Source organism: Aquabacterium commune (genome assembly GCF_004362855.1).
In the GTDB taxonomy this organism is placed as follows: domain Bacteria; phylum Pseudomonadota; class Gammaproteobacteria; order Burkholderiales; family Burkholderiaceae_C; genus Aquabacterium; species Aquabacterium commune.
On the sequence record NZ_SNXW01000002.1, the window covers coordinates 75,266 to 93,427 of the forward strand.

Genomic DNA, 18,162 nt, shown 5'->3' on the forward strand with positions numbered 1-18,162 from the left:
CCCTCCCCGCCCCCGCCACGCCACCCACCGCCGAGGTCCACACCATGTCCGACAAAACGCGCAACGTGCTCTTCATCTGCACGGGCAACTCTGCACGGTCCATCCTGGCCGAGGGCCTGATGAACCAACTCGGCGGCCCCAAGGGCTTCCGCGCCTTCTCGGCCGGCAGCCACCCCAAGGGCGCCGTGCATCCGCAGGCTCTGCAGACCCTGGCGACCCACCACATCCCCACGGACGGGCTGCGCAGCAAAAGCTGGGAAGAGTTCGCCGCGCCCGATGCGCCTCGCATGGACTTCGTCTTCACCGTGTGCGACCAGGCCGCGGGCGAGGTCTGCCCCGTGTGGCCCGGCCAGCCGATGACCGCGCACTGGGGCCAGCCCGACCCGGCCGTCGCCACCGGCTCGCCCGAAACCCAGGCGCGCGCCTTCGTGGACGCCTTCGTGACCTTGCAGCGCCGCATCCAGCTGATGCTCGCCCTGCCCCTGGCCAGCCTGGAACGCCTGGCGCTTCAGCAACACATCCAAGACATCGGAAAGCAATGACACCATGACCACCAACGTCCTGATCCTGTGCACCCACAACTCGGCCCGCAGCGTGCTGAGCGAGGGCATGTTGAACCACCTCGCCCGCCAGTTGGGCAAGGACGTGCGCGCCTACAGCGCCGGCAGCGCGCCCAGCGGTCGCGTCAACCCCTTCGCCCTGGAGGCCCTCACGAACGCTGGGGTGGATGTGTCCGAGGTGCGCAGCAAGAGCTGGGACGAGTTCGTCGCCCCCGGTGCGCCGGAGATGCGCATCGTCATCACCGTGTGCGACAGCGCCGCCGCCGAGACCTGCCCCTACTGGCCAGGCAGCCCGGTGAAGGCGCACTGGGGCTACCCCGACCCGTCCAACGCCGAGCCCGACAAAAAGCCCCAGGCCTTCGAGCTGACCCGCCAGGCGATTGCCTACCGCATGCTGCAGCTGCTGTCCTTGCCGCTCGAATCCATGGGCAACGCCGAGCTGCAAGCCAAGCTCGAAGCCCTCTACAAGAGCTGAGGTCGGCACATGCCCTTGAACCTCTCTCGACGCCTGCTGGGCGAAGCCCTGGGCACGATGCTGCTGCTGGCCGTGGTGATCGGCTCCGGGATCATGGCGCAGCGCCTGTGCGGTGGCAACGATGGCCTGGCCCTGCTGGCCAACACCCTGGCCACGGTGGGCGGGCTGTACATCCTCATCGAGGTGTTCGGCCCGGTCAGTGGCGCGCACTTCAACCCTGCCGTCTCGGCCGTGATGGCCTGGCGCGGTGAGCTGGCCATGGGCGCCCTGCTGCCCTACATCGTGGCGCAACTGCTGGGCGCCATGCTGGGCGCCTTCCTGGCCCATGCGATGTTCGACCTGCCCATCCTGCAATGGTCGGCCAAGGTGCGCACGGGCAACGGCCAGTGGATCGCCGAGGCCGTGGCCACGGCCGGGTTGCTGCTGGTGATCTTGCGGGCGCCGGCCAGCCGGGTGGCGGCCATGGTGGCGGCCTACATCGGCGCGGCCTACTGGTTCACCGCGTCCACCTCGTTCGCCAACCCGGCTGCGGCCTTTGGGCGCATGTTCAGCGACACCTTCGCCGGCATCGAACCCGCCAGCGCCCCGGGCTTCGTGGCGGCGCAATTGGTGGGCGCGGCCATCGGCGTGGGCTTGCATGCCGCGCTGGGTCAGCCCGCCACGGCGCCGATAAAGCCCCGAGCCACGCCCTGAGCCTCACCCCGACGACACCTGATCTGCACTGACACGCCATGCCCCTGCCCGATCTGCCCAACCTCGACGCCGCCCAGTTCGAGCGCCCCAGCGCCGAGCGCTTCGCCGAGCACCTCGCCGGTGTGGGCCGCAGCACCCACGCGCCGCGCATCCTGCTGCTTTACGGTTCGCTGCGCGAGCGCTCCTACAGCAAGCTGCTGACCCTGGAAGCCGAGCGCCTGCTGCAGGCCATGGGCGCCGAAACGCGCGTCTTCGATCCCACCGGCCTGCCCCTGCCCGATGGCGCCCCCGACACCCACCCCAAGGTGGCCGAGCTGCGCGAAGCCGCGGCCTGGTCGGAAGGCATGGTCTGGACCTCGCCCGAACGCCATGGCGCGATGACCGGCATCCTGAAAGCCCAGATCGACTGGATCCCGCTGTCGGCCGGGGCCGTGCGCCCCACCCAGGGCAAGACGCTGGCGGTGATGGAGGTCTCGGGCGGCTCGCAGTCCTTCAACGCGGTCAACCAGATGCGCATCCTCGGGCGCTGGATGCGCATGCTCACCATCCCCAACCAGTCCTCGGTGGCCAAGGCCTTCCTGGAGTTCGACGAGGCCGGGCGCATGAAGCCTTCGGCCTATTACGAGCGCGTGGTCGATGTGATGGAAGAGCTGGTGAAGTTCACCCTGCTCACCCGCGACGTCTCGCCCTACCTGGTGGACCGCTACAGCGAGCGCCGCGAAAGCGCCGAGGCGCTGTCGGCGCGGGTCAACCAGCGCAGCATCTGAGCGCGTCGGGAGCGGTTGCGGCGACAATCCCCCCTCCCCGCTTGCAGGACCTCTGCCCCATGAAAACCTACGACATCGAACTCCAGCGCCTGAAATCCGTGAAGCACGACAAGGGCCTGATCGAAATCGGCGTCGATGCGCTGGTGCTGCCCCGCCCCGCGCGCGACGAGCACACCGTCACCAGCTGCATCTCGCTGGCCGTGGACGACGCCCGCACCCTGATGATCCTGCTCAAGCAGCAGATCACCGAGCTGGACAAGCTGAACCCGCGCAGCAGGCGGTCGGGGCGCTGCTGAGCCCCTGACGCTCAGCCAGCGGATTTCACCCGGGAACCAGCACGCGTCATGCGACATCTGTTGCATGAACGCCTCACCCAATTGGTCAATGTTCAGCACGTCGACGGCTGGACCATGGACCAGATCATTGCCACTCCTCCCAGCAGAAAAGACAGAAGGCCGCATGTAGCGGCCTTCTCATTTGGTGCATCTTTCAGCTTGTTAGGGAAGGTCTGCACAAATGAGCGCTGACCATGGTTGGGTGCACTGATATGACCAAACTGGCGACTGAACGTGCCTCTGGCTGGTGTTTTGGGCGCGTTTCGCGCCCATTTCCCATGCTTTGGACGCACTCATGCCAAGCTCCCGCTCAAACGTTTGCGAACCATCCACAGATTGGCCAACGCAAACAGCGTTTGCAACTGCGCCGTGTTCTTGGCCAGGCCGCGGTAGCGCACCTTCACATGACCGAACTGGCGTTTGATGACACGGAATGGGTGCTCCACCTTGGCTCGGATGCTCGCCTTGATGCGCTCGACCTGGTCGGTCAGCGCATCCATGGGGTCTGCCCTGTCCAGCAGCTTGCGCAAGCCCGGGCGCATGGCCACATGCCACTGCACATCGTCTTTGGCGTCGGGCCGCTTACGCGCCCCTTGGTAGCCAGCGTCAGCAAACACATCCGTCTCTTGCCCGTGCAGCAAACTGTTGGCTTCGACCACATCGTTGACGTTGCCCGATGTGCCGCGCACGGTGTGCACCAGGCCGGAATCGGCGTCCACGCCGATGTGAGCTTTCATGCCGAAGAACCACTGCTGGCCCTTCTTGCTTTGGTGCATCTCCGGGTCTCGTTCACCGCTGGCATTCTTGGTCGAGCTCGGCGCCGAGATCAGCGTGGCATCGACCACCGTGCCGCTGCGCAGCATCAGGCCCTTGGCGCCCAGCAGCAGGTTGACCGTTGCCAGGATCCGCTCGGCCAGCTTGTTCTTCTCCAGCACATGACGGAAGCGCAAGATGGTGCTCTCGTCGGGCAGCCGGTCATCCCAGCCGCCCAGGCCAGCGAAGTCGCGGAACAGCGGCACGTCGTGCAGCGCTTCTTCCATCGCCGGGTCGCTCAGCGTGAACCACTGCTGCATGAAGTGGATGCGCAGCAGCGACTCCACCGGGAACGGCGGGCGGCCGCGTTTGCCTTCGGGCATGAATGGCGCGATCTCTGCCGCCAGGGCAGACCACGGCACCACCCGGTCCATCTCGTCGAGGAACTCCCGGCGGCGCGTGCGCTTCGTCGACGTTCCCAATCCAAGGCTGCTCTGCTTCATGGGCTCAATGGTCTCAGGCAATCAGGCCGGTGCCAAGCACGCGTTCGGGCGATTTATGCAGACCTTCCTTAGCGGACAGAGATCCCGGACGATGAGTCTAGATCACCGGGATATGCGATCTGGCCGGAACTGCATGCTGATCGTCTTGCGGGCCTCGCCAAGTCTAGATCACCGGGATATGCGATCTGGCCGGAACGCAATCTGGCAGGCCGCGACTCCATTCAGGAGCCATGACCAGCCCCCCCACCTGCTCTCTGATAAGGGGACTGAACCTCGGTCATGTGATCAGTCAGCCCTTGGAAGGAAGACGGCCAGCGAGCGTGAGAGAGGCCCGAAGCATCTCGTTGACACGCGTTTGCCAGCCATCGCCAGAGGCGCGCAGTGCAGTCAAGACATCCGCATCAAGGCGCATCTTCACGGGCTCTTTGACGACAAGCGCAACACTGCCTGTTGGTCGGCCGCGGCGACGAGCGACGATTTCTGCAGGGGTGTGAACTTGCAGGGCGGCGCCGGACTTTGCTTCCGCCAACGACTCACGCAGGCCTGGCAGAGCTTGACCAGCATCGGCTTCAATGGCTGCTGCGATCTTGCTCACATCCATGGCCTTCAGTTTCTTCAGCGTGTTCATGACGTCAACTCCGTTTGATGCTCTTTGGCTTCACGTTTTCACGTTCTGCCTTGACATAGACCATCACCAACAGCACGGCCTGATCGTCCACCAGATGGAAGTAGATCACCCGTGCCCCACCGCGCTTGCCCATTCCTGGGCGTGACCACCGGACCTTGCGTGCACCGTCTGCCCCAGGGATCACATCGCCTGCATCAGGCTCGCTGGCGATGAAGTCAATGAACGAGGTCCGCTCATCAGCATTCCAAACAGCCGAGGCTTGCTTGATGAACTCTGGCGTCTCAATCACTGTGCGCATGCATTAAATGTACACCCAATAAAATAAGTTCCAAAGTCCTGCAAGAACTTTGCAACTTGTCGGTGTTTGCGGGCTGGTGTTGATGACGACCATGACGCCTTCATCCTTGCTTCGATCTTCCCGCAGTCGTCGAAGACCTGGGCATCGATGGCAGTCAGGAGATGCGGTCTGGCGAAAACACAAAACGATGGTGTTTTGACATGCCCAGTCACTCGGCCTGCAGCCGCGCCACCTCGGCGCGCAGGGCCTGGTTCTCGGCCGTGAGCTCGGCCACGCGGCGCTGCAGGGCCTGGACCGTGGCGCCAACATTGCCCGCATTTGCTGCATCGGTGGCATCGGCATCCCAAGGCGCGTCGCTGTCCGCTGCGGCGCCATGGCCCTCGCCTGACACCGCCGCCACGGCCCGGCGCTTGTCTTCGCGCACGCGCTTGGCCGCCTGCTTGAGCTCGTCCTTGCCGGCCAGCGCGGCCGAGGCCTGTTCTTCGGCGGGCAGGCTGGCCACGGCCGCCGCGGCGTTGATGCTGATGGTGCCGGCCTTGACCGCGGCCACCAGCTCGGGCGCGGCCTGCTTCTGGATTTTCTCGATCAGCACGACCTGGCTGTTGCTCAGGCGCGCAGCCTTGGCGATGTCAGCGCGGCTTTTCAGGGGCTCGGGGGTGGCGGTGGCAGGCTCGGCGCGGGCGCGGCGCTCGGACAGGATCTCGCGCTTGCGCAGCGCCAGCACACCGCGCTGGAAGTCGGAGACGCTGCGGCGGCCCAGGTGCTGGTCGATCATCCACAGGTGGACGTCTTCCATGGACTTGAACTTCGGGTGCTGCACCGTCTGGAACGTCAGGCCGTGCTTCTGGCAGATGCCGTAGCGGTTGTGGCCGTCCACCAGCACATCGCCCCACAGCACCAGCGCGTCGCGGCAGCCTTCGGCCAGGATGCTGCGCTCCAGGGCTTCGTGCTCCTCGGGCGTCAGGGGGTCGATGTAGGCCTGAAGTTCTTCGTTGACGACGATGTGCATGGTGGAGGTGTTCACTTCTTGGTGCCGGTGCGGCGCGCCGGGCTGGCGGTCGGTTTTTGCGTGGCCTGCTCCAGCCACAAGAGAGCGTCGAGCTGGGCCAGCACGCCGTGCAGGTGCTCGGGCGAGAGCTCGCGCAGGGCCGCCAGGGAGCGCAGCACCAGCAGGTGCGAGTTCAAGGGGCCGGCGTTCTCGGGCGCCCGCGCCAGGGCCTTGTCCACCTGCGCGTCGGCCGCGACCTTGGCCCAGGTACCGCGGAAGCGGTCGAGGCTTTTGAGCTCGGGGCGCGCGGTGCCGCCATGGGCAGGCCGCACGGACGCGGCGGCGTGGGTCGCTGGGGCCTGAGAAACCGCCTGGATGTGGCGGTGGAGTTCGGCCAGTGGCCCCGACGTGGCGGGGCTGGGGCTGGGGCTGGGGCTGGGGCTGGACGCTGGCGCAGCCGCGGCCTCGCTGGCACGCGCCTCTGACCGCGCCAGGGCCTCGCGCAAACGCCCGGCCAGGATGCGCTGCACGGCGCCAGGTTGCGCCTGCAGGCGCTGCGCCATCAGCACCATGTGCTGGAAGCCGATGGGGTCGCGCTGGGCCGCACCTGACGCTTGCAGGGACGCCAGGGCGGCGTTGAAGTCGCTGTCGCTCATGCGGATGCGTTCATGCGGATGCGCTCAGGGCGCAGGCGGCGCCGCCTTGGGCACCGGCGCCATCTCGACGCGGCGGTTCAGGGCCCGGCCGGCTTCGCTGGTGTTGGGCGCGGCGGGTTGCTCGGCGCCGAAGGCTGCGGCGAACACGCGCGACGAGGGCATGCCTTCGCCGATGAGGGCGCGCGTCACGGTCAGGGCGCGCTGCGCCGAGAGCTCCAGGTTGTCGGCGTAGCGGTCGTTGCGGTTCTGCACGGGCTTGTCGTCGGTGAAGCCGCTGACCATCAGCATCTCGTCGCGCTCGCCAAGATAGACGCGCAGCGGCGGCACCAGGGCCTGCAGCAGCTGGCGGCCCTCGGGGCGCAGCTGGTCGGAGTTGAAGGCGAACAGCACGCTGCCGCTGATGCCGATGCGGCCGTTGTTGAGCGTGACCCGGCCCGAGCGCAGCGGGATGGCGAGCGCCTTTTCCAGGGCCATGCGGCGCTGCTCTTCGACCTGGCGCTTCTGGACCTCGGCCTGCAGGTGGCTGACCAGGTCCATCTGCACGACCAGCACGCCCACCAGGATCAGCACGAAGGCGCCGAGCAGGCCGGCCATGAGGTCGCCGAAGACGGCCCAGACAGGCGCGGTGTCGGGCGCGGTGTCACTGCCCGACGGGCTCAGGGCCTCGTCGTGCTCACCGACATCGGCGGCATCGTCCCAGCCATCCAGCACGCTCATGCCGCGCCCCCGGCCAGGGCCGGCCGCAGCTGGCGCAGGTCTTCGACGATGCCTTGCTGCGCGCTGATGCTCAGGTCGATGACCTCGCGCGCCTGGGCCACGTAGTAGGCCAGTTGCTCGTCGCTGCGCGCCATGGACTGCTGCAGGGTGGCTTCCAGGCGCTGCAGGCCGGCGGCGAGCTGGCCGTTGGTGTCGCTGAAGGCCTGCACGCCGTGGCGGAAGGCCTCACCCAGGGTGGAGAGCTCGATGGCGCTGCTGACCACGTGGGCGGCCAGGTGCTCGGTCTTGCTGGCCTGCACACCGAGGGTGTCGGCGAACTGGCGGCTGGCCTGGTCCATCACGGACGCGGCCGAGGCGGCCAGGGCCTCGATGCTGGCGCGCTGCTCGCCCGCGGCCTGGTTGATGGTGTCCAGCAGGGTGCGGATCTGGTCCATGACGGCGGCGCGCTCCTGCAGCGAATGGGTGTCGCGCTCGCTGAGCTGGGCCATCTCGGTGCGCAGTTGCGCGATGACCTCGGACGCGGCCTGCGGCACCTCGGCGGCGGTCTGCATCAGGCGCGTCATGGGCGCTTCCAGGGCCGTGCCCAGGGTGGCCAGGTGCTGGGTGACGGCGGCTTGCAGCTCGCCCAGGCGGGCCACGGCGGCATCGCCCCGCTGGACCTCATCGGCACGCAAGGCGGCCAGCTCGGTGCGCCACAGGCTGGCGAGCTGGTCCATGCGTTCGCCGTGCTGGGCGGCCCAGTGCGATTCGGCCTCGGTGCGGGCCTGGAGCAGGGCCTGCGACTGGCTCACCAGCTGGGCGATGTCGTCCAGCGTCTGGCGGGCCTGCTGGCGGGTGCGCTCGGCGATGTCCTGGGCGCTGGCCTGCAGGGTCTGGCAGATGGCATCTTGCTGCTGCAAGGTCTGTGCGCCCACGCGCTGCCACTCGGCACCGAGCTGGGCGGCCTGCGTGGCCAGGGCCTGCGTCCAGGCGCCGAGCTTGCGTTCGTCGGCCTCGGCCTGGGCGGCCTGGGCCTGCGCGGCCGATTGCTGCAGCGTCGCCAGCGCGCTGCGGGCGGTGTCGCCGATGCGCGCCGAAAGGCCGTCGAGCTGGGCCTGGGTGGCGTCCACCAGGCGCTGGTGTGTCCGGGCAGATTCCGCCGCGATCTCGGCCATGGCCGCTTGCACCACGGGCTGGAGGCTGTCGCCAGCCACCTGCGCGCTGGCCGCCAGGCTGTCTTGCAGCGAGCGCCCCACGGACTGCGCCAGCTGGGCGTAGGCCGCCGAGGCTTCGCGGTGGAAATCGGTTTGCTGGGCCAGCATCTGCGCGCCCAGTTGCTGGTGGCGGCGCTCCACGCCTTCGGCCAGGGTGTGCAGGGCTTGCACCATCGCGGGCAGGGCCTCGGCCTGGGCCTGCAAGGCCAGCAGCGCACCTTGGGTGTCGGCGCGCTGCGCGTCGGCTTGCTGCTCGCGCTGGGCGGCGCGCTGGTGGCGCGCAGAGAGCGGCCGCAGCACCGTGGCGATGCGGGTGTCGAGCAGGCGGACCAGCGCCAGGCGCTCGCGGCGGCTGAGCGCCGACATCAGGCCCAGCATGGCCGAGGCCGCGACACCGGCCACCGAAGTACCGAAGGACAAGCCCAAGCCCTTGATGGGCGCGGCCAGGGCCGCTCGGATGGCCTGCAGGTCGGTCGAGCCTTCGAGCGCGAACACGGCGCCCTGGAAGGTCACCACCATGCCCAGGAAGGTGCCCAGCATGCCGAGCATGACCAGCAAGCCGACCAGGTAGGGCGTGAGCGCCGGCGCCGGCAAGGCCACGCGCTCGCCTTCGATGCGCTGGCGCACGGGGTGGCGCAGGGCCGCGGGAAGGCGGGCCAGCCAGTCGCCGAGCGCGGTGGTGTCTGTGGGTGTGTTGTCTGGGGTGCTGTCTGGCGTGTGGGTCAGGGCCGCGGCCAGGGCGTCCGAGGCGGCGCGGAACTGCCAGAGCTCGGCGGCGCCCAGCACGTAGGTGGCCGCGATGGCGCAGGTCATGGCCAGGGCCAGCCAGCTGGCGCCGATGAAGCCCACGCCCACCCAGCCCACGGCCACCAGGCCGATGGCGAAGGCCACTGCAAAAACGATCCTGTTCATGGGTGCTTCTCGACCTCGCTGCGCAACGCGTGCATCAATCCAATGACCGGCTGCAGGCGGAGGTCCAGCTCCGCGTGCAGCATCTCTTGCATCTCTCCAACATAGGCGCCGTGCCAGCCCTCGAGCAGCTCGCGCTTCAACTGCTCGAAGCGTTTTTCCAGCAGCAGGGGCACGGCGGCCATCAGCTTGTGCTCGCGCCCGCCCAGGGTCTGCTCCAGGGCGGCGTCCAGCGCGGCCAGCTGGCGCAGGCGGGGCGAGGCCTGGGACAGGGCCTGGCGCACCGAGGCGCGCAGGGCAGCGACTTTCTGCGCCATCTGGCCCTGCTGGTCGAGGTGGCGCTTGCGGTGCGGCGCGTGGCCTGCATCGGCCTCGTGCGGGGCGTCGCGCAGCGCCTGGGCGGCCTGCGTGGCGATGCCCTGGGTCAGCGCGGCGCGCACCTGGGCCAGTTCGGCGTCGGTGCGCGCGCACAAGGCCTTCGCGCCCGCTGACACCGCCCTGGGGATGGCGCTGACGGGCCCTGGCGGCAGGGCCGCGTGGAGGCGCACGGTGTCGACCGCGCTCAGCCACTGGGCCAGGCGCTCGGCGAAGTCCTGCCGAGGGGCGTCCTGCCTGGGACCGCCCTGGTCGCGTGCCGTGGCCGCGCTCAGCAGGCGCACCAGCCGCGAACTGGCGAGGTTCGCGCGCATGGCCGGCGTGGCCATCTTGGGCGCAGCGGCGGGTGAGCGGGGGGCGGGAGCTGGCACGGGCAGGGAGACAGGCGGGGAGACAGGCAGGGAGGGAGGCGCTGAGGGAACGTCGGGGAGGCGGAAGTCTAAACGGTGAGCGACAATGCACCCCTTTTTGGCACGGGGCCCGTCCGCCCCTCAAAAGCATGAGCCTGTCTGCCCCGCCCGCCTTCACCCTCGCCGACTTCGATTTCGAACTCCCCGAGGCCCTGATCGCCCAGCACCCCGCCGCCGAACGCAGCGCCTCGCGCCTGCTCGACGGCCGCGCCCTCCCCGTCACCGACCGCATCTTCCGCGAGCTGCCCGAGCTGCTGCAGCCCGGCGACCTGCTCGTCTTCAACAACACCCGCGTCATCAAGGCCCGCCTGTACGGCGCCAAGGCCTCGGGCGGTGCGGTCGAGGCCCTGGTCGAGCGCGTGCTGCCCGGCACGAACGAGGTCTGGGCCCACATGCGCGCCAGCAAATCGCCCAAGCCGGGTGCCAAGGTGCGCTTCGCGGATGCGTTCGACGCCGAAGTGCTGGGCCGCTGCGGACCGGACAACGGCCTGTTCCACCTGCGCCTGGACGGCGACCCGTTCGCGCTGCTCGATGCGCACGGCCACGTGCCCCTGCCCCCCTACATCACCCACGCCGACGAAGAAGACGACGTGCGCCGCTACCAGACGGTGTTCGCCAAGGAACCCGGCGCCGTGGCCGCCCCCACCGCCGCCCTGCACTTCGACGAGGCCTTGCTGGCCCGCATGCGCGAACGCGGCATCGCCACCGCCGAGGTGACGCTGCACGTGGGCGCGGGCACCTTCCAGCCCGTGCGCACCGACAACCTCGCCGAGCACAAAATGCACAGCGAGTGGTTCGAGGTGCCCCAGGCCACGGCCGACGCCATCCGCGCCACGCGGGCCGCGGGTGGCCGCATCGTCTCGGTGGGCACGACCACGCTGCGCGCGCTCGAATCGGCCGCGCTGCAGGCATCACCCGAAGACATCGTGCAAGTCGGCAGCCGCGACACCGACATCTTCATCACCCCCGGTTTCGACTTCAAGGTGGTGGACGTGCTGGTGACCAACTTCCACCTGCCCAAGAGCACGCTGATGATGCTGGTCAGCGCCCTGGCCGGGTACGAACACATCCGCACGCTGTACGCCCACGCCATCGACCAACGCTACCGCTTCTTCAGCTACGGTGACGCCATGCTGATCCAGCGCCCTTCCCTCTCTGACCGCGCCTGAGCCAGGAGCCCCCATGCTGCAATTCGACCTCCTGAAAACCGAAGGCCACGCGCGCCGCGGCACCCTCACGCTCAACCACGGCGTGGTGCAGACCCCCATCTTCATGCCCGTGGGCACCTACGGCACCGTCAAGGGCGTGATGCCGCAGTCGCTGCACGACATGGGCGCGCAGATCATCCTGGGCAACACCTTCCACCTGTGGATGCGCCCTGGTCTGGACGTGATGCAGCAGTTCGGCGGCCTGCACAAATTCGAGAACTGGCACAAGCCCATCCTGACCGACTCGGGTGGCTTTCAGGTCTGGTCGCTGGGAGAGATGCGCAAGATCAGCGAAGAAGGCGTGCGCTTCGCCTCGCCGGTCAACGGCGACAAGCTGTTCCTCACGCCCGAGATCAGCATGCAGATCCAGACCATCCTGAACTCGGACATCGTCATGCAGTTCGACGAATGCACGCCGTATTGGAAAAACGGCGGGAAGGGCGACAAGGGTCAGGGAAACATCACCACCGAGAAGGAAGCCCGCGCCTCGATGGAGCTCAGCCTGCGCTGGGCCAAGCGCTGCCAGACCGAGTTCGACAAACTGGAGAACCCCAACGCGCTGTTCGGCATCGTGCAAGGCGGCATGTTCGAACACCTGCGCGAAGAGTCGCTGGCCGCGCTGGCCGACATGGACCTGCCCGGCTACGCCGTGGGTGGTGTCAGCGTGGGCGAGCCCAAGGACGAGATGCTGCGGGTGATGAACCACATCGGCCCGAAGCTGCCCCCGCACAAGCCGCGCTACCTGATGGGCGTGGGCACGCCGGAAGACCTGGTGGCCGGTGTGGCCGCGGGCATCGACATGTTCGACTGCGTCATGCCCACGCGCAACGCGCGCAACGGCCACCTGTTCACGCGTTTTGGCGACCTGCGCCTGCGCAACGCGCGCAACAAGTCCGACGAGCGTCCCATCGACATGACCTGCGCTTGCTACACCTGCCGCAACTTCAGCCGTGCCTACCTGCACCACCTCGACCGCTGCGGCGAGATGCTCGGCCCCATGCTGACCACCATCCACAACCTGCACTACTACCTGAACCTGATGCAGGAGGTGCGTGACGCGCTGGACGCCGGCCGCTTCGCCGAGTTCCAGCGCCAGTTCGCCGAGGACCGCGCCCGGGGCGTCTGAGGCGCCCCGGAGAACGAGCCGATCAGGGCTCAGCGCTGCCGGTGCAGCAGCAAGTCAGCGATGACCGGCCGGTGCTGAGAGGCCACCGTCCCACCCGCGAAAGCATCGGACACGCCGATGTCTTTGCTGACCAGGATGTGGTCGATGCGCAGGAAAGACAGGCCGCGCAACAGGTGGTGACCATGGGTGTAGCCATAGCCCGAACCCGCCGATGAAAACGCATCCTTCAGGCCCGTGTTCAGCAGGGTCTGCACCACCGCGGAGGCCTCGGGCGCGTTCAGGTCGCCGCCCAGCACGATGGGGCCGGACATCAAGCGCAGGTGCTCGGCCAGCAAGCCGGTCTGCTCCAGCCGGGCCAGCATGTTCTGCTGCCAGTCGGCCATCCCGTCGAAGCCTTCCTTGCGTGCGGCGTTCAGCCCATCGCGCGGGCTCAGCAAGTGCACCGTCACCACGTTCAGCGTGACCCCATGGACCTGGACCTGGCAGGTCACGAAACCGTGCGAGCGCCCCGCGATCGGGATGCCGCCCACCTGGCAGCGCTGCAAGGGCCAGCGGCTGGCCACCACGTACTGCCCGACCTGATAGACCTCGCGGCGCTGGCGGACGACCTGGGACAAGGCGTCCATCGGGCGGCCATCCTCGCCATTGGACAGCTGCAGCGCGTCTTGCAGCACGATGATGTCAGGCTGATGCTCGGTGATCTCCTGGGCCAGCTCGGCAAACCCGCCCGGGCGCTGGGTCGCCAAGTAGGCCTTGACGTTGTAGGTCATGAAGCGCACGCGGCCATGGCCTTCGTCGGCATGCCCCCAGGCCCAGCCCATCACCACCGTCAGCGTCACCGCCAGGCAGACACAGGCCACTGCCCGCCAGGCCCAGCCCAGCCAGCACGAGGCCAGCACGGCCACCAGCACAGGCAGCAGGTAGGCCGGGAATGGCACGTAGTTGATCAGCACCAGACCGGGCAACTGCCGGGGCTCGACGATCTGCCCCGCACAGAGCACGGCCACCGCCACGGCCACCAACACCACGGTGGCCTTCAGGAAAAACCTCATGGGCTGGAAGGCCTGCCCATCGTCCGGTTCACCAAAACGCCCAGTTGCCATACGCCACCACCCACACACCCAGCACGCCATTGGTCACGGCATGCGCCAGCACGGCCGCCCACAGCGAACGCGTGTAGCGGTACAACAAAGCATAGGCCAGACCGGCCACGATGGCACCCAGCCACAGCGTGTGCGCCAGCATGAAGACCAGGGTGGACAAGGCGATCGCCTTGACCGACACGCTGGCCGGGTCCACCTGCTCGAAATCGGGGTTGTCCACCCAGCGCATCAGGAAACCGCGCCAGAAGAGCTCCTCCATCACCGGCACCATCAGCGCAGCGCCGACCCAACGCAGCACGATCAGGCCCCACATCAGCTCGCCCTCGGCGTTGACCGGGCGGAAGCCCGCAGCGGGCTCGCCCAGCACCATCCAGGGCTCGGTCAGGCTGATCCAGAGCTTGAAGACCACCAGCCCCACCACGATGGACAGCAGCGCGTGTTGCCAGCGAAGGCGGCTGCCAGCCAGCAACTCGCTGTACTGGCGGCGCAGCACGATCAGGCTGGCGGTCACCACCACCACCGCGAGGCCATAGACCCAGCGGCCATCGAAGGCCCCCGGGGGCGCGTCGGGCGAAGATGGCGTGAGCTGCCCCCGCAGGGCCAGCAAGGCCATGAAGAGCACGAAGGGGATGACGCGGGCCCAGGCCGCGCGTGAAAGCAGGTTCGTCATGGGGCGAATGCTAGGGCAAGGCGAGGCCTGGATTGTGTCGCTGGCGTGACGTCACACCTCAGATCGCCGGCTCGTCCAGCAAGGCCTGCACGCGCTGCTGCAGCCCCTCGGGCGTGACCTGCGCGGGCGCAACCGGCTCGCCCACCACCAGGCCGATGCGGTTGAACAGCCCTCGGCGCAGCGGGCGCTTCATGGCCGCTCCGTCGATGCGCGAGAACATCGAGCCCCACAGGTTGTGCAGCGCCGCCGGGATCACCGGCACGGGGTTGGTCTCCAGGATCTTCATGATGCCGGCCTTGAAGGGCTGCAACTGACCGTCCTTGGTGATGGCGCCCTCTGGGAAGAGGCACAGCAACTCGCCTTCGCGCAATACCTGGCGGGCGCGCTCGAAAGCGGCCTCGTAGGCCTGCGGGTCTTCCTTTTGCGGCGCGATCGGGATGGCCTTGAGCGCCTTGAACAACCAGCCGACGCCCGGCGTCTTGAAGATGCGGTGGTCCATGATGAAGACCATCGGCCTCGGGCTGGTCACGCCCAGGATGATGGCGTCCACGAAGCTCACGTGGTTGCACACCAGGATGGCCGCGCCCTCGGTGGGCAGGTTCAGGTCACCACGCACCTTCAGGCGGTAAACGATGCGGGTGACGAACAGCATCACCAGGCGGATGATGTATTCGGGCATCAGCCAGAACACATAACCCACCACCAGCACGTTGAGCACCGCCGTGGCGCCAAACACCTCGGGGATGCTGAAGCCTGCGCCCAGCAAGGCACCGGCCAGCACGCTGCTGACGATCATGAACAGCGCGTTGAGGATGTTGTTGGCCGCGATGATGCGGGCGCGGTGGCTGGGCTGGGCGCGCAGTTGGATCAGCGCATACATCGGCACGCTGTACAGGCCCGCGCTGAAGGCCAGCAGGGCCAGGTCGGCCATGACGCGCCAGTGGGCAGGCTGCGCGATGAACTCGCCCACCCCGAGCAAGGCCGCACCTGCCCCGTGCTGCAGCCCGCGCGAGGCCAGGTACAGATCGAAAGCGAACACCGTCATGCCCACGGCGCCAATGGGCACCAGGCCGATCTCGACATGGCGGTGCGAGAAGGTTTCGCACAGCAGCGAGCCCACGGCGATGCCCACCGAGAACACCACCAGCAGCAGCGAGGCCACGTGCTCGTCACCCCCCAGCACGTCGCGCGCAAACGACGGGAACTGCGCCAGGAAGACCGCACCGAAGAACCACATCCACGAGATGCCCAGCAGCGAGCGGAACACGCTGGGGTATTCGGCGGCCAGCTTGAGGTTGCGCCAGGTTTCGCTCACCGGGTTCCAGTTGATCTGCAGGCCCGGGTCGGACGAGGGCGAGGCGGGAATGGCCCGCGACGCCCACCAGCCCAACACGGCCACGCCCAGGCAGGACACGCCCACCCACTGGCGGCCCACATCGGGCATCGCCATCAGCAGGCCGCCGGTGACGTTGCCCAGCAGGATAGCCACGAAGGTGCCCATCTCGACCATGCCGTTGCCGCCGGTCAGTTCGCGTTCGCTCAAGTGCTGCGGCAGGTAGGCGTACTTCACCGGCCCGAACAGCGTGGAATGCAGGCCCATCAGGAACACGCAGCCCAGCAACAAGGGCACGAGCTCCATCCAGAAGCCGATGCCGGCCAGCACCATGATGCCGACCTCCAGCAGCTTGACCGCCCGCATGATGAAGGCCTTGTCGTGCTTGTCGGCCCACTGCCCGGCCGTGGCCGACAGCAGCACAAACGGCAGGATGAACAGCGCCCCGATCACCAGCCCCGCCATCTGCGCGGGCAACCAGCTCACCTGCAGGTGGTAGGTCACCAGCACCGTGAAGGCGAACTTGAAGAGGTTGTCGTTGGCCGCGCCCAGGAACTGCGTCAGGAAGAAGGGGCCGAAGCGGCGCTGGCGCAGCAGGCCGAACTGGCCGCTGTGATGGTCGCTGTGATGGCCGCTGTGGTGGCCGCTGTGCTCACCGCTGTGGGGTTCATGGCTCACGGTGTCAGGCTCCCTTGTTAGGTTGGATGCGGGCCAGCACGGCCTCGGTGTCTTCGCCCAGGGTCGGCGCACGCCGCGTGATGGCGCCCGGTGTCGCCGACAGCTTGGGCACGATGCCCGGCACCTGCACCGTCAGGCCATCGGCCGAGGTGATGCCCAGCAGCATCTCGCGGGCCTGGTAGTGTGGGTCCTCGGCGATGTCTTGCGCGGTGTAGATGCGGCCCACCGGCACGCTGGCGGCGTTGAGCACGTCCACCACCTGGGCCACGGCGCGTGTGCCCGTCCAGGCGCCGATGGCGGCATCGATCTCGGCCACGCGCTGCACACGCCCCGGGTTGCTGGCCAGTTCGGGGTCGGTGGCCAGGTCGTCGCGCCCGATGGCGATCATCAGGCGCTTGAAGATGGAGTCGCCGTTGCCGCCGATCACCACCATGCCATCGGCACAGGGGTAGGCGTTGCTGGGTGCGATCCCCGGCAGGGCCGAGCCCGCGGGCTGGCGCACCGCCCCGAAGGCGCTGTACTCGGGCAGCAGGCTTTCCATGCAGTTGAAGACGGCCTCGTACAAGGCCACGTCCACCACCTGCCCGCGGCCCTTGGGCGCCTCGGCGCTGACGCTGTGGTGGCGCGCCTGCAAGGCCAGCAGGATGCCGATGGCACCGTGCAAACCAGCGAGGGTGTCGCCCAGGCTGACGCCCGCACGCACGGGCACGCGCCCCGGCTCGGCATTGAGGTGGCGCATGCCACCCATGGCCTCGGCCACCACGGCAAAGCCCGGGCGTTCGCGGTAAGGCCCGGTCTGCCCGTAGCCGCTGATGCGCAGCATGATCAGGCCCGGGTTGCGCGCGCTCAAGGCCTCGTAACCCAGGCCCCATTTCTCCAGGGTGCCGGGCTTGAAGTTCTCGATGAGCACGTCGGCTTCGTCGATCAGGCGGGCCACCGTGTCGCGGCCCTCGGGCGTGCGCAAATCGAGCACCACGCTCTTCTTGTTGCGGCTTTGCACCTGCCACCACACGCTGGTGCCCTTGTGGCACATGCGCCATTGGCGCAGCGGGTCGCCGCCCGGGCCACCCTCGTGGGACGGTGGCTCGACCTTGATGACCTCGGCGCCGAAGTCGGCCAGGGTCTTGCCCGCGAAGGGGCCGGCGATGAGCTGCCCGAGCTCGATGACGCGCAAGCCTGCCAGCGCTTGCGGCGGGGTCGCGGATGACGAGTGAGACGGAGGGGAGGACGGAGGGTGCTGGCCTGAGCTCATGGCTCAGCATCGTATGCCAAAGCCATGCACGCCCGAACGCGCCTCCGTGCCCTCAGCGCTTGCCCGCAGGCGACGGGCCGGCCTGTGGCGCCTGGCCCGAGGCCGCGGGGGCCGTGCTCGGGTCCGTCACGAAGCCGATCTTGCCCACGCCGGCGCGCGAGGCATCGGCCAGTGTCTCGGCGACCACGCGGTAAGGCACGGACTGGTCCACGCGCAAGTGCATCTCGGGCGGCGTCGGCTTGGCGCCTTCTGCGGCCAGGCGCAGCACCAGCTCTTCGCGGCTCAGCGCCTTGCCGTTCAGGAAGCGCACACCCGCGGCGTCGATGGACACGTCGATCTTCTCGGCCTGGGCCTGCACCGGCTGGGCGCTGGCCTTGGGCAGCTCCAGCTTGACCGAGTGGCTCATCAGCGGGGCGGTCACGATGAAGATCACCAGCAGCACCAGCATCACGTCGATGAGCGGCACCATGTTGATCTCGGCCAGCGGGGCAGAGCCGCGCTTGTTGTCGAAACTGGCGAAAGCCATGGCGTG

20 protein-coding genes are annotated in these 18,162 nt (G+C 68.2%); 7 read left to right on the top strand and 13 right to left on the bottom strand.

Features of this window, described 5'->3' with window-relative positions:
* The first annotated feature begins 44 nt into the window (after positions 1–44).
* From EV672_RS04195 to EV672_RS04215, 5 genes are read left to right on the top strand one after another with little or no spacing between them, the layout of a single operon-like run.
* Positions 45–542, top strand: coding sequence for an arsenate reductase ArsC (locus tag EV672_RS04195; RefSeq protein WP_133606626.1), 498 nt, complete (start codon positions 45–47; stop codon positions 540–542).
* A 4-nt stretch (positions 543–546) separates the two neighbouring features.
* Positions 547–1,035, top strand: a complete 489-nt coding sequence (locus EV672_RS04200) for an arsenate reductase ArsC (protein ID WP_133606628.1) — start codon at positions 547–549, stop codon at positions 1,033–1,035.
* Between the two features lie 9 nt (positions 1,036–1,044).
* Positions 1,045–1,728 (top strand): aquaporin, encoded by a 684-nt coding sequence (locus tag EV672_RS04205; protein ID WP_133606630.1) that lies wholly within the window; start codon positions 1,045–1,047, stop codon positions 1,726–1,728.
* Between the two features lie 38 nt (positions 1,729–1,766).
* Complete coding sequence (gene arsH, locus EV672_RS04210; RefSeq protein WP_133606632.1) at positions 1,767–2,495, top strand: arsenical resistance protein ArsH; 729 nt, start codon at positions 1,767–1,769, stop codon at positions 2,493–2,495.
* A gap of 59 nt (positions 2,496–2,554) precedes the next feature.
* Complete coding sequence (locus tag EV672_RS04215) at positions 2,555–2,791, top strand: hypothetical protein (RefSeq protein WP_133606634.1); 237 nt, start codon at positions 2,555–2,557, stop codon at positions 2,789–2,791.
* Between the two features lie 332 nt (positions 2,792–3,123).
* Here EV672_RS04215 and EV672_RS04220 read toward each other — a convergent pair whose 3' ends face one another.
* From EV672_RS04220 to EV672_RS04255, 8 genes are all read right to left on the bottom strand, one after another.
* The gene (locus tag EV672_RS04220) at positions 3,124–4,086 is read right to left on the bottom strand and encodes an IS5 family transposase (RefSeq protein ID WP_133606636.1); all 963 of its coding nucleotides are present in this window, start codon (positions 4,084–4,086) and stop codon (positions 3,124–3,126) included.
* 289 nt (positions 4,087–4,375) lie between these two features.
* A complete protein-coding gene (locus EV672_RS04225; RefSeq protein ID WP_243738514.1) occupies positions 4,376–4,714 on the bottom strand; it encodes a BrnA antitoxin family protein in 339 nt (112 codons plus the stop codon).
* A 4-nt stretch (positions 4,715–4,718) separates the two neighbouring features.
* Entirely contained in the window at positions 4,719–5,012 is a 294-nt protein-coding gene (locus EV672_RS04230; protein WP_133606638.1) for a DNA-binding protein, read from the bottom strand.
* Between the two features lie 208 nt (positions 5,013–5,220).
* Complete coding sequence (locus EV672_RS04235; RefSeq protein ID WP_133607331.1) at positions 5,221–6,021, bottom strand: ParB N-terminal domain-containing protein; 801 nt, start codon at positions 6,019–6,021, stop codon at positions 5,221–5,223.
* Between the two features lie 11 nt (positions 6,022–6,032).
* Positions 6,033–6,656 (bottom strand): DUF2894 domain-containing protein, encoded by a 624-nt coding sequence (locus tag EV672_RS04240; protein WP_133606640.1) that lies wholly within the window; start codon positions 6,654–6,656, stop codon positions 6,033–6,035.
* A gap of 24 nt (positions 6,657–6,680) precedes the next feature.
* A complete protein-coding gene (locus tag EV672_RS04245; RefSeq protein ID WP_424923120.1) occupies positions 6,681–7,364 on the bottom strand; it encodes an OmpA family protein in 684 nt (227 codons plus the stop codon).
* Positions 7,365–7,369: 5 nt separating this feature from the next.
* Positions 7,370–9,478, bottom strand: a complete 2,109-nt coding sequence (locus EV672_RS04250) for a hypothetical protein (protein WP_133606643.1) — start codon at positions 9,476–9,478, stop codon at positions 7,370–7,372.
* Entirely contained in the window at positions 9,475–10,164 is a 690-nt protein-coding gene (locus EV672_RS04255) for a DUF3348 family protein (protein WP_166643440.1), read from the bottom strand. Before EV672_RS04255 ends, EV672_RS04250 begins: the two co-directional genes overlap by 4 nt.
* Before the next feature lie 185 nt (positions 10,165–10,349).
* Between EV672_RS04255 and queA the strand changes: the two genes are divergently transcribed.
* Entirely contained in the window at positions 10,350–11,429 is a 1,080-nt protein-coding gene (gene queA / locus EV672_RS04260) for a tRNA preQ1(34) S-adenosylmethionine ribosyltransferase-isomerase QueA (RefSeq protein ID WP_133606647.1), read from the top strand.
* 13 nt (positions 11,430–11,442) lie between these two features.
* A complete protein-coding gene (tgt, locus tag EV672_RS04265) occupies positions 11,443–12,594 on the top strand; it encodes a tRNA guanosine(34) transglycosylase Tgt (protein ID WP_133606649.1) in 1,152 nt (383 codons plus the stop codon).
* Positions 12,595–12,623: 29 nt separating this feature from the next.
* Here the strand turns inward: tgt and EV672_RS04270 are convergent, their stop codons facing one another.
* From EV672_RS04270 to EV672_RS04290, 5 genes are all read right to left on the bottom strand, one after another.
* Positions 12,624–13,646 carry an endonuclease/exonuclease/phosphatase family protein gene (locus EV672_RS04270; protein ID WP_166643441.1) on the bottom strand — a complete coding sequence of 341 codons (1,023 nt, stop codon included), beginning with the start codon at positions 13,644–13,646 and terminating at the stop codon, positions 12,624–12,626.
* A gap of 28 nt (positions 13,647–13,674) precedes the next feature.
* Entirely contained in the window at positions 13,675–14,367 is a 693-nt protein-coding gene (locus EV672_RS04275) for a CAAX prenyl protease-related protein (RefSeq protein WP_133606653.1), read from the bottom strand.
* Between the two features lie 58 nt (positions 14,368–14,425).
* Positions 14,426–16,297 (bottom strand): MFS transporter, encoded by a 1,872-nt coding sequence (locus tag EV672_RS04280; RefSeq protein ID WP_243738556.1) that lies wholly within the window; start codon positions 16,295–16,297, stop codon positions 14,426–14,428.
* An 85-nt stretch (positions 16,298–16,382) separates the two neighbouring features.
* Positions 16,383–17,630, bottom strand: a complete 1,248-nt coding sequence (locus EV672_RS04285; RefSeq protein ID WP_133606657.1) for a CaiB/BaiF CoA transferase family protein — start codon at positions 17,628–17,630, stop codon at positions 16,383–16,385.
* A 52-nt stretch (positions 17,631–17,682) separates the two neighbouring features.
* Positions 17,683–18,156 (bottom strand): ExbD/TolR family protein, encoded by a 474-nt coding sequence (locus EV672_RS04290; protein WP_133606659.1) that lies wholly within the window; start codon positions 18,154–18,156, stop codon positions 17,683–17,685.
* Positions 18,157–18,162: the final 6 nt, after the last annotated feature.

Coding starts and splice junctions, on each gene's coding strand:
- arsH (WP_133606632.1), top strand. CDS start 1,767: ATGCCCCTGCCCGATCTGCCCAACCTCGACGCCGCCCAGTTCGAGCGC.
- EV672_RS04200 (WP_133606628.1), top strand. CDS start 547: ATGACCACCAACGTCCTGATCCTGTGCACCCACAACTCGGCCCGCAGC.
- EV672_RS04290 (WP_133606659.1), bottom strand. CDS start 18,156: ATGGCTTTCGCCAGTTTCGACAACAAGCGCGGCTCTGCCCCGCTGGCC.
- queA (WP_133606647.1), top strand. CDS start 10,350: ATGAGCCTGTCTGCCCCGCCCGCCTTCACCCTCGCCGACTTCGATTTC.
- EV672_RS04240 (WP_133606640.1), bottom strand. CDS start 6,656: ATGAGCGACAGCGACTTCAACGCCGCCCTGGCGTCCCTGCAAGCGTCA.
- EV672_RS04285 (WP_133606657.1), bottom strand. CDS start 17,630: ATGAGCTCAGGCCAGCACCCTCCGTCCTCCCCTCCGTCTCACTCGTCA.
- EV672_RS04205 (WP_133606630.1), top strand. CDS start 1,045: ATGCCCTTGAACCTCTCTCGACGCCTGCTGGGCGAAGCCCTGGGCACG.
- EV672_RS04250 (WP_133606643.1), bottom strand. CDS start 9,478: ATGAACAGGATCGTTTTTGCAGTGGCCTTCGCCATCGGCCTGGTGGCC.
- EV672_RS04215 (WP_133606634.1), top strand. CDS start 2,555: ATGAAAACCTACGACATCGAACTCCAGCGCCTGAAATCCGTGAAGCAC.
- EV672_RS04255 (WP_166643440.1), bottom strand. CDS start 10,164: ATGCGCGCGAACCTCGCCAGTTCGCGGCTGGTGCGCCTGCTGAGCGCG.
- EV672_RS04275 (WP_133606653.1), bottom strand. CDS start 14,367: ATGACGAACCTGCTTTCACGCGCGGCCTGGGCCCGCGTCATCCCCTTC.
- EV672_RS04270 (WP_166643441.1), bottom strand. CDS start 13,646: ATGAGGTTTTTCCTGAAGGCCACCGTGGTGTTGGTGGCCGTGGCGGTG.
- tgt (WP_133606649.1), top strand. CDS start 11,443: ATGCTGCAATTCGACCTCCTGAAAACCGAAGGCCACGCGCGCCGCGGC.
- EV672_RS04230 (WP_133606638.1), bottom strand. CDS start 5,012: ATGCGCACAGTGATTGAGACGCCAGAGTTCATCAAGCAAGCCTCGGCT.
- EV672_RS04195 (WP_133606626.1), top strand. CDS start 45: ATGTCCGACAAAACGCGCAACGTGCTCTTCATCTGCACGGGCAACTCT.
- EV672_RS04235 (WP_133607331.1), bottom strand. CDS start 6,021: ATGCACATCGTCGTCAACGAAGAACTTCAGGCCTACATCGACCCCCTG.
- EV672_RS04225 (WP_243738514.1), bottom strand. CDS start 4,714: ATGAACACGCTGAAGAAACTGAAGGCCATGGATGTGAGCAAGATCGCA.
- EV672_RS04220 (WP_133606636.1), bottom strand. CDS start 4,086: ATGAAGCAGAGCAGCCTTGGATTGGGAACGTCGACGAAGCGCACGCGC.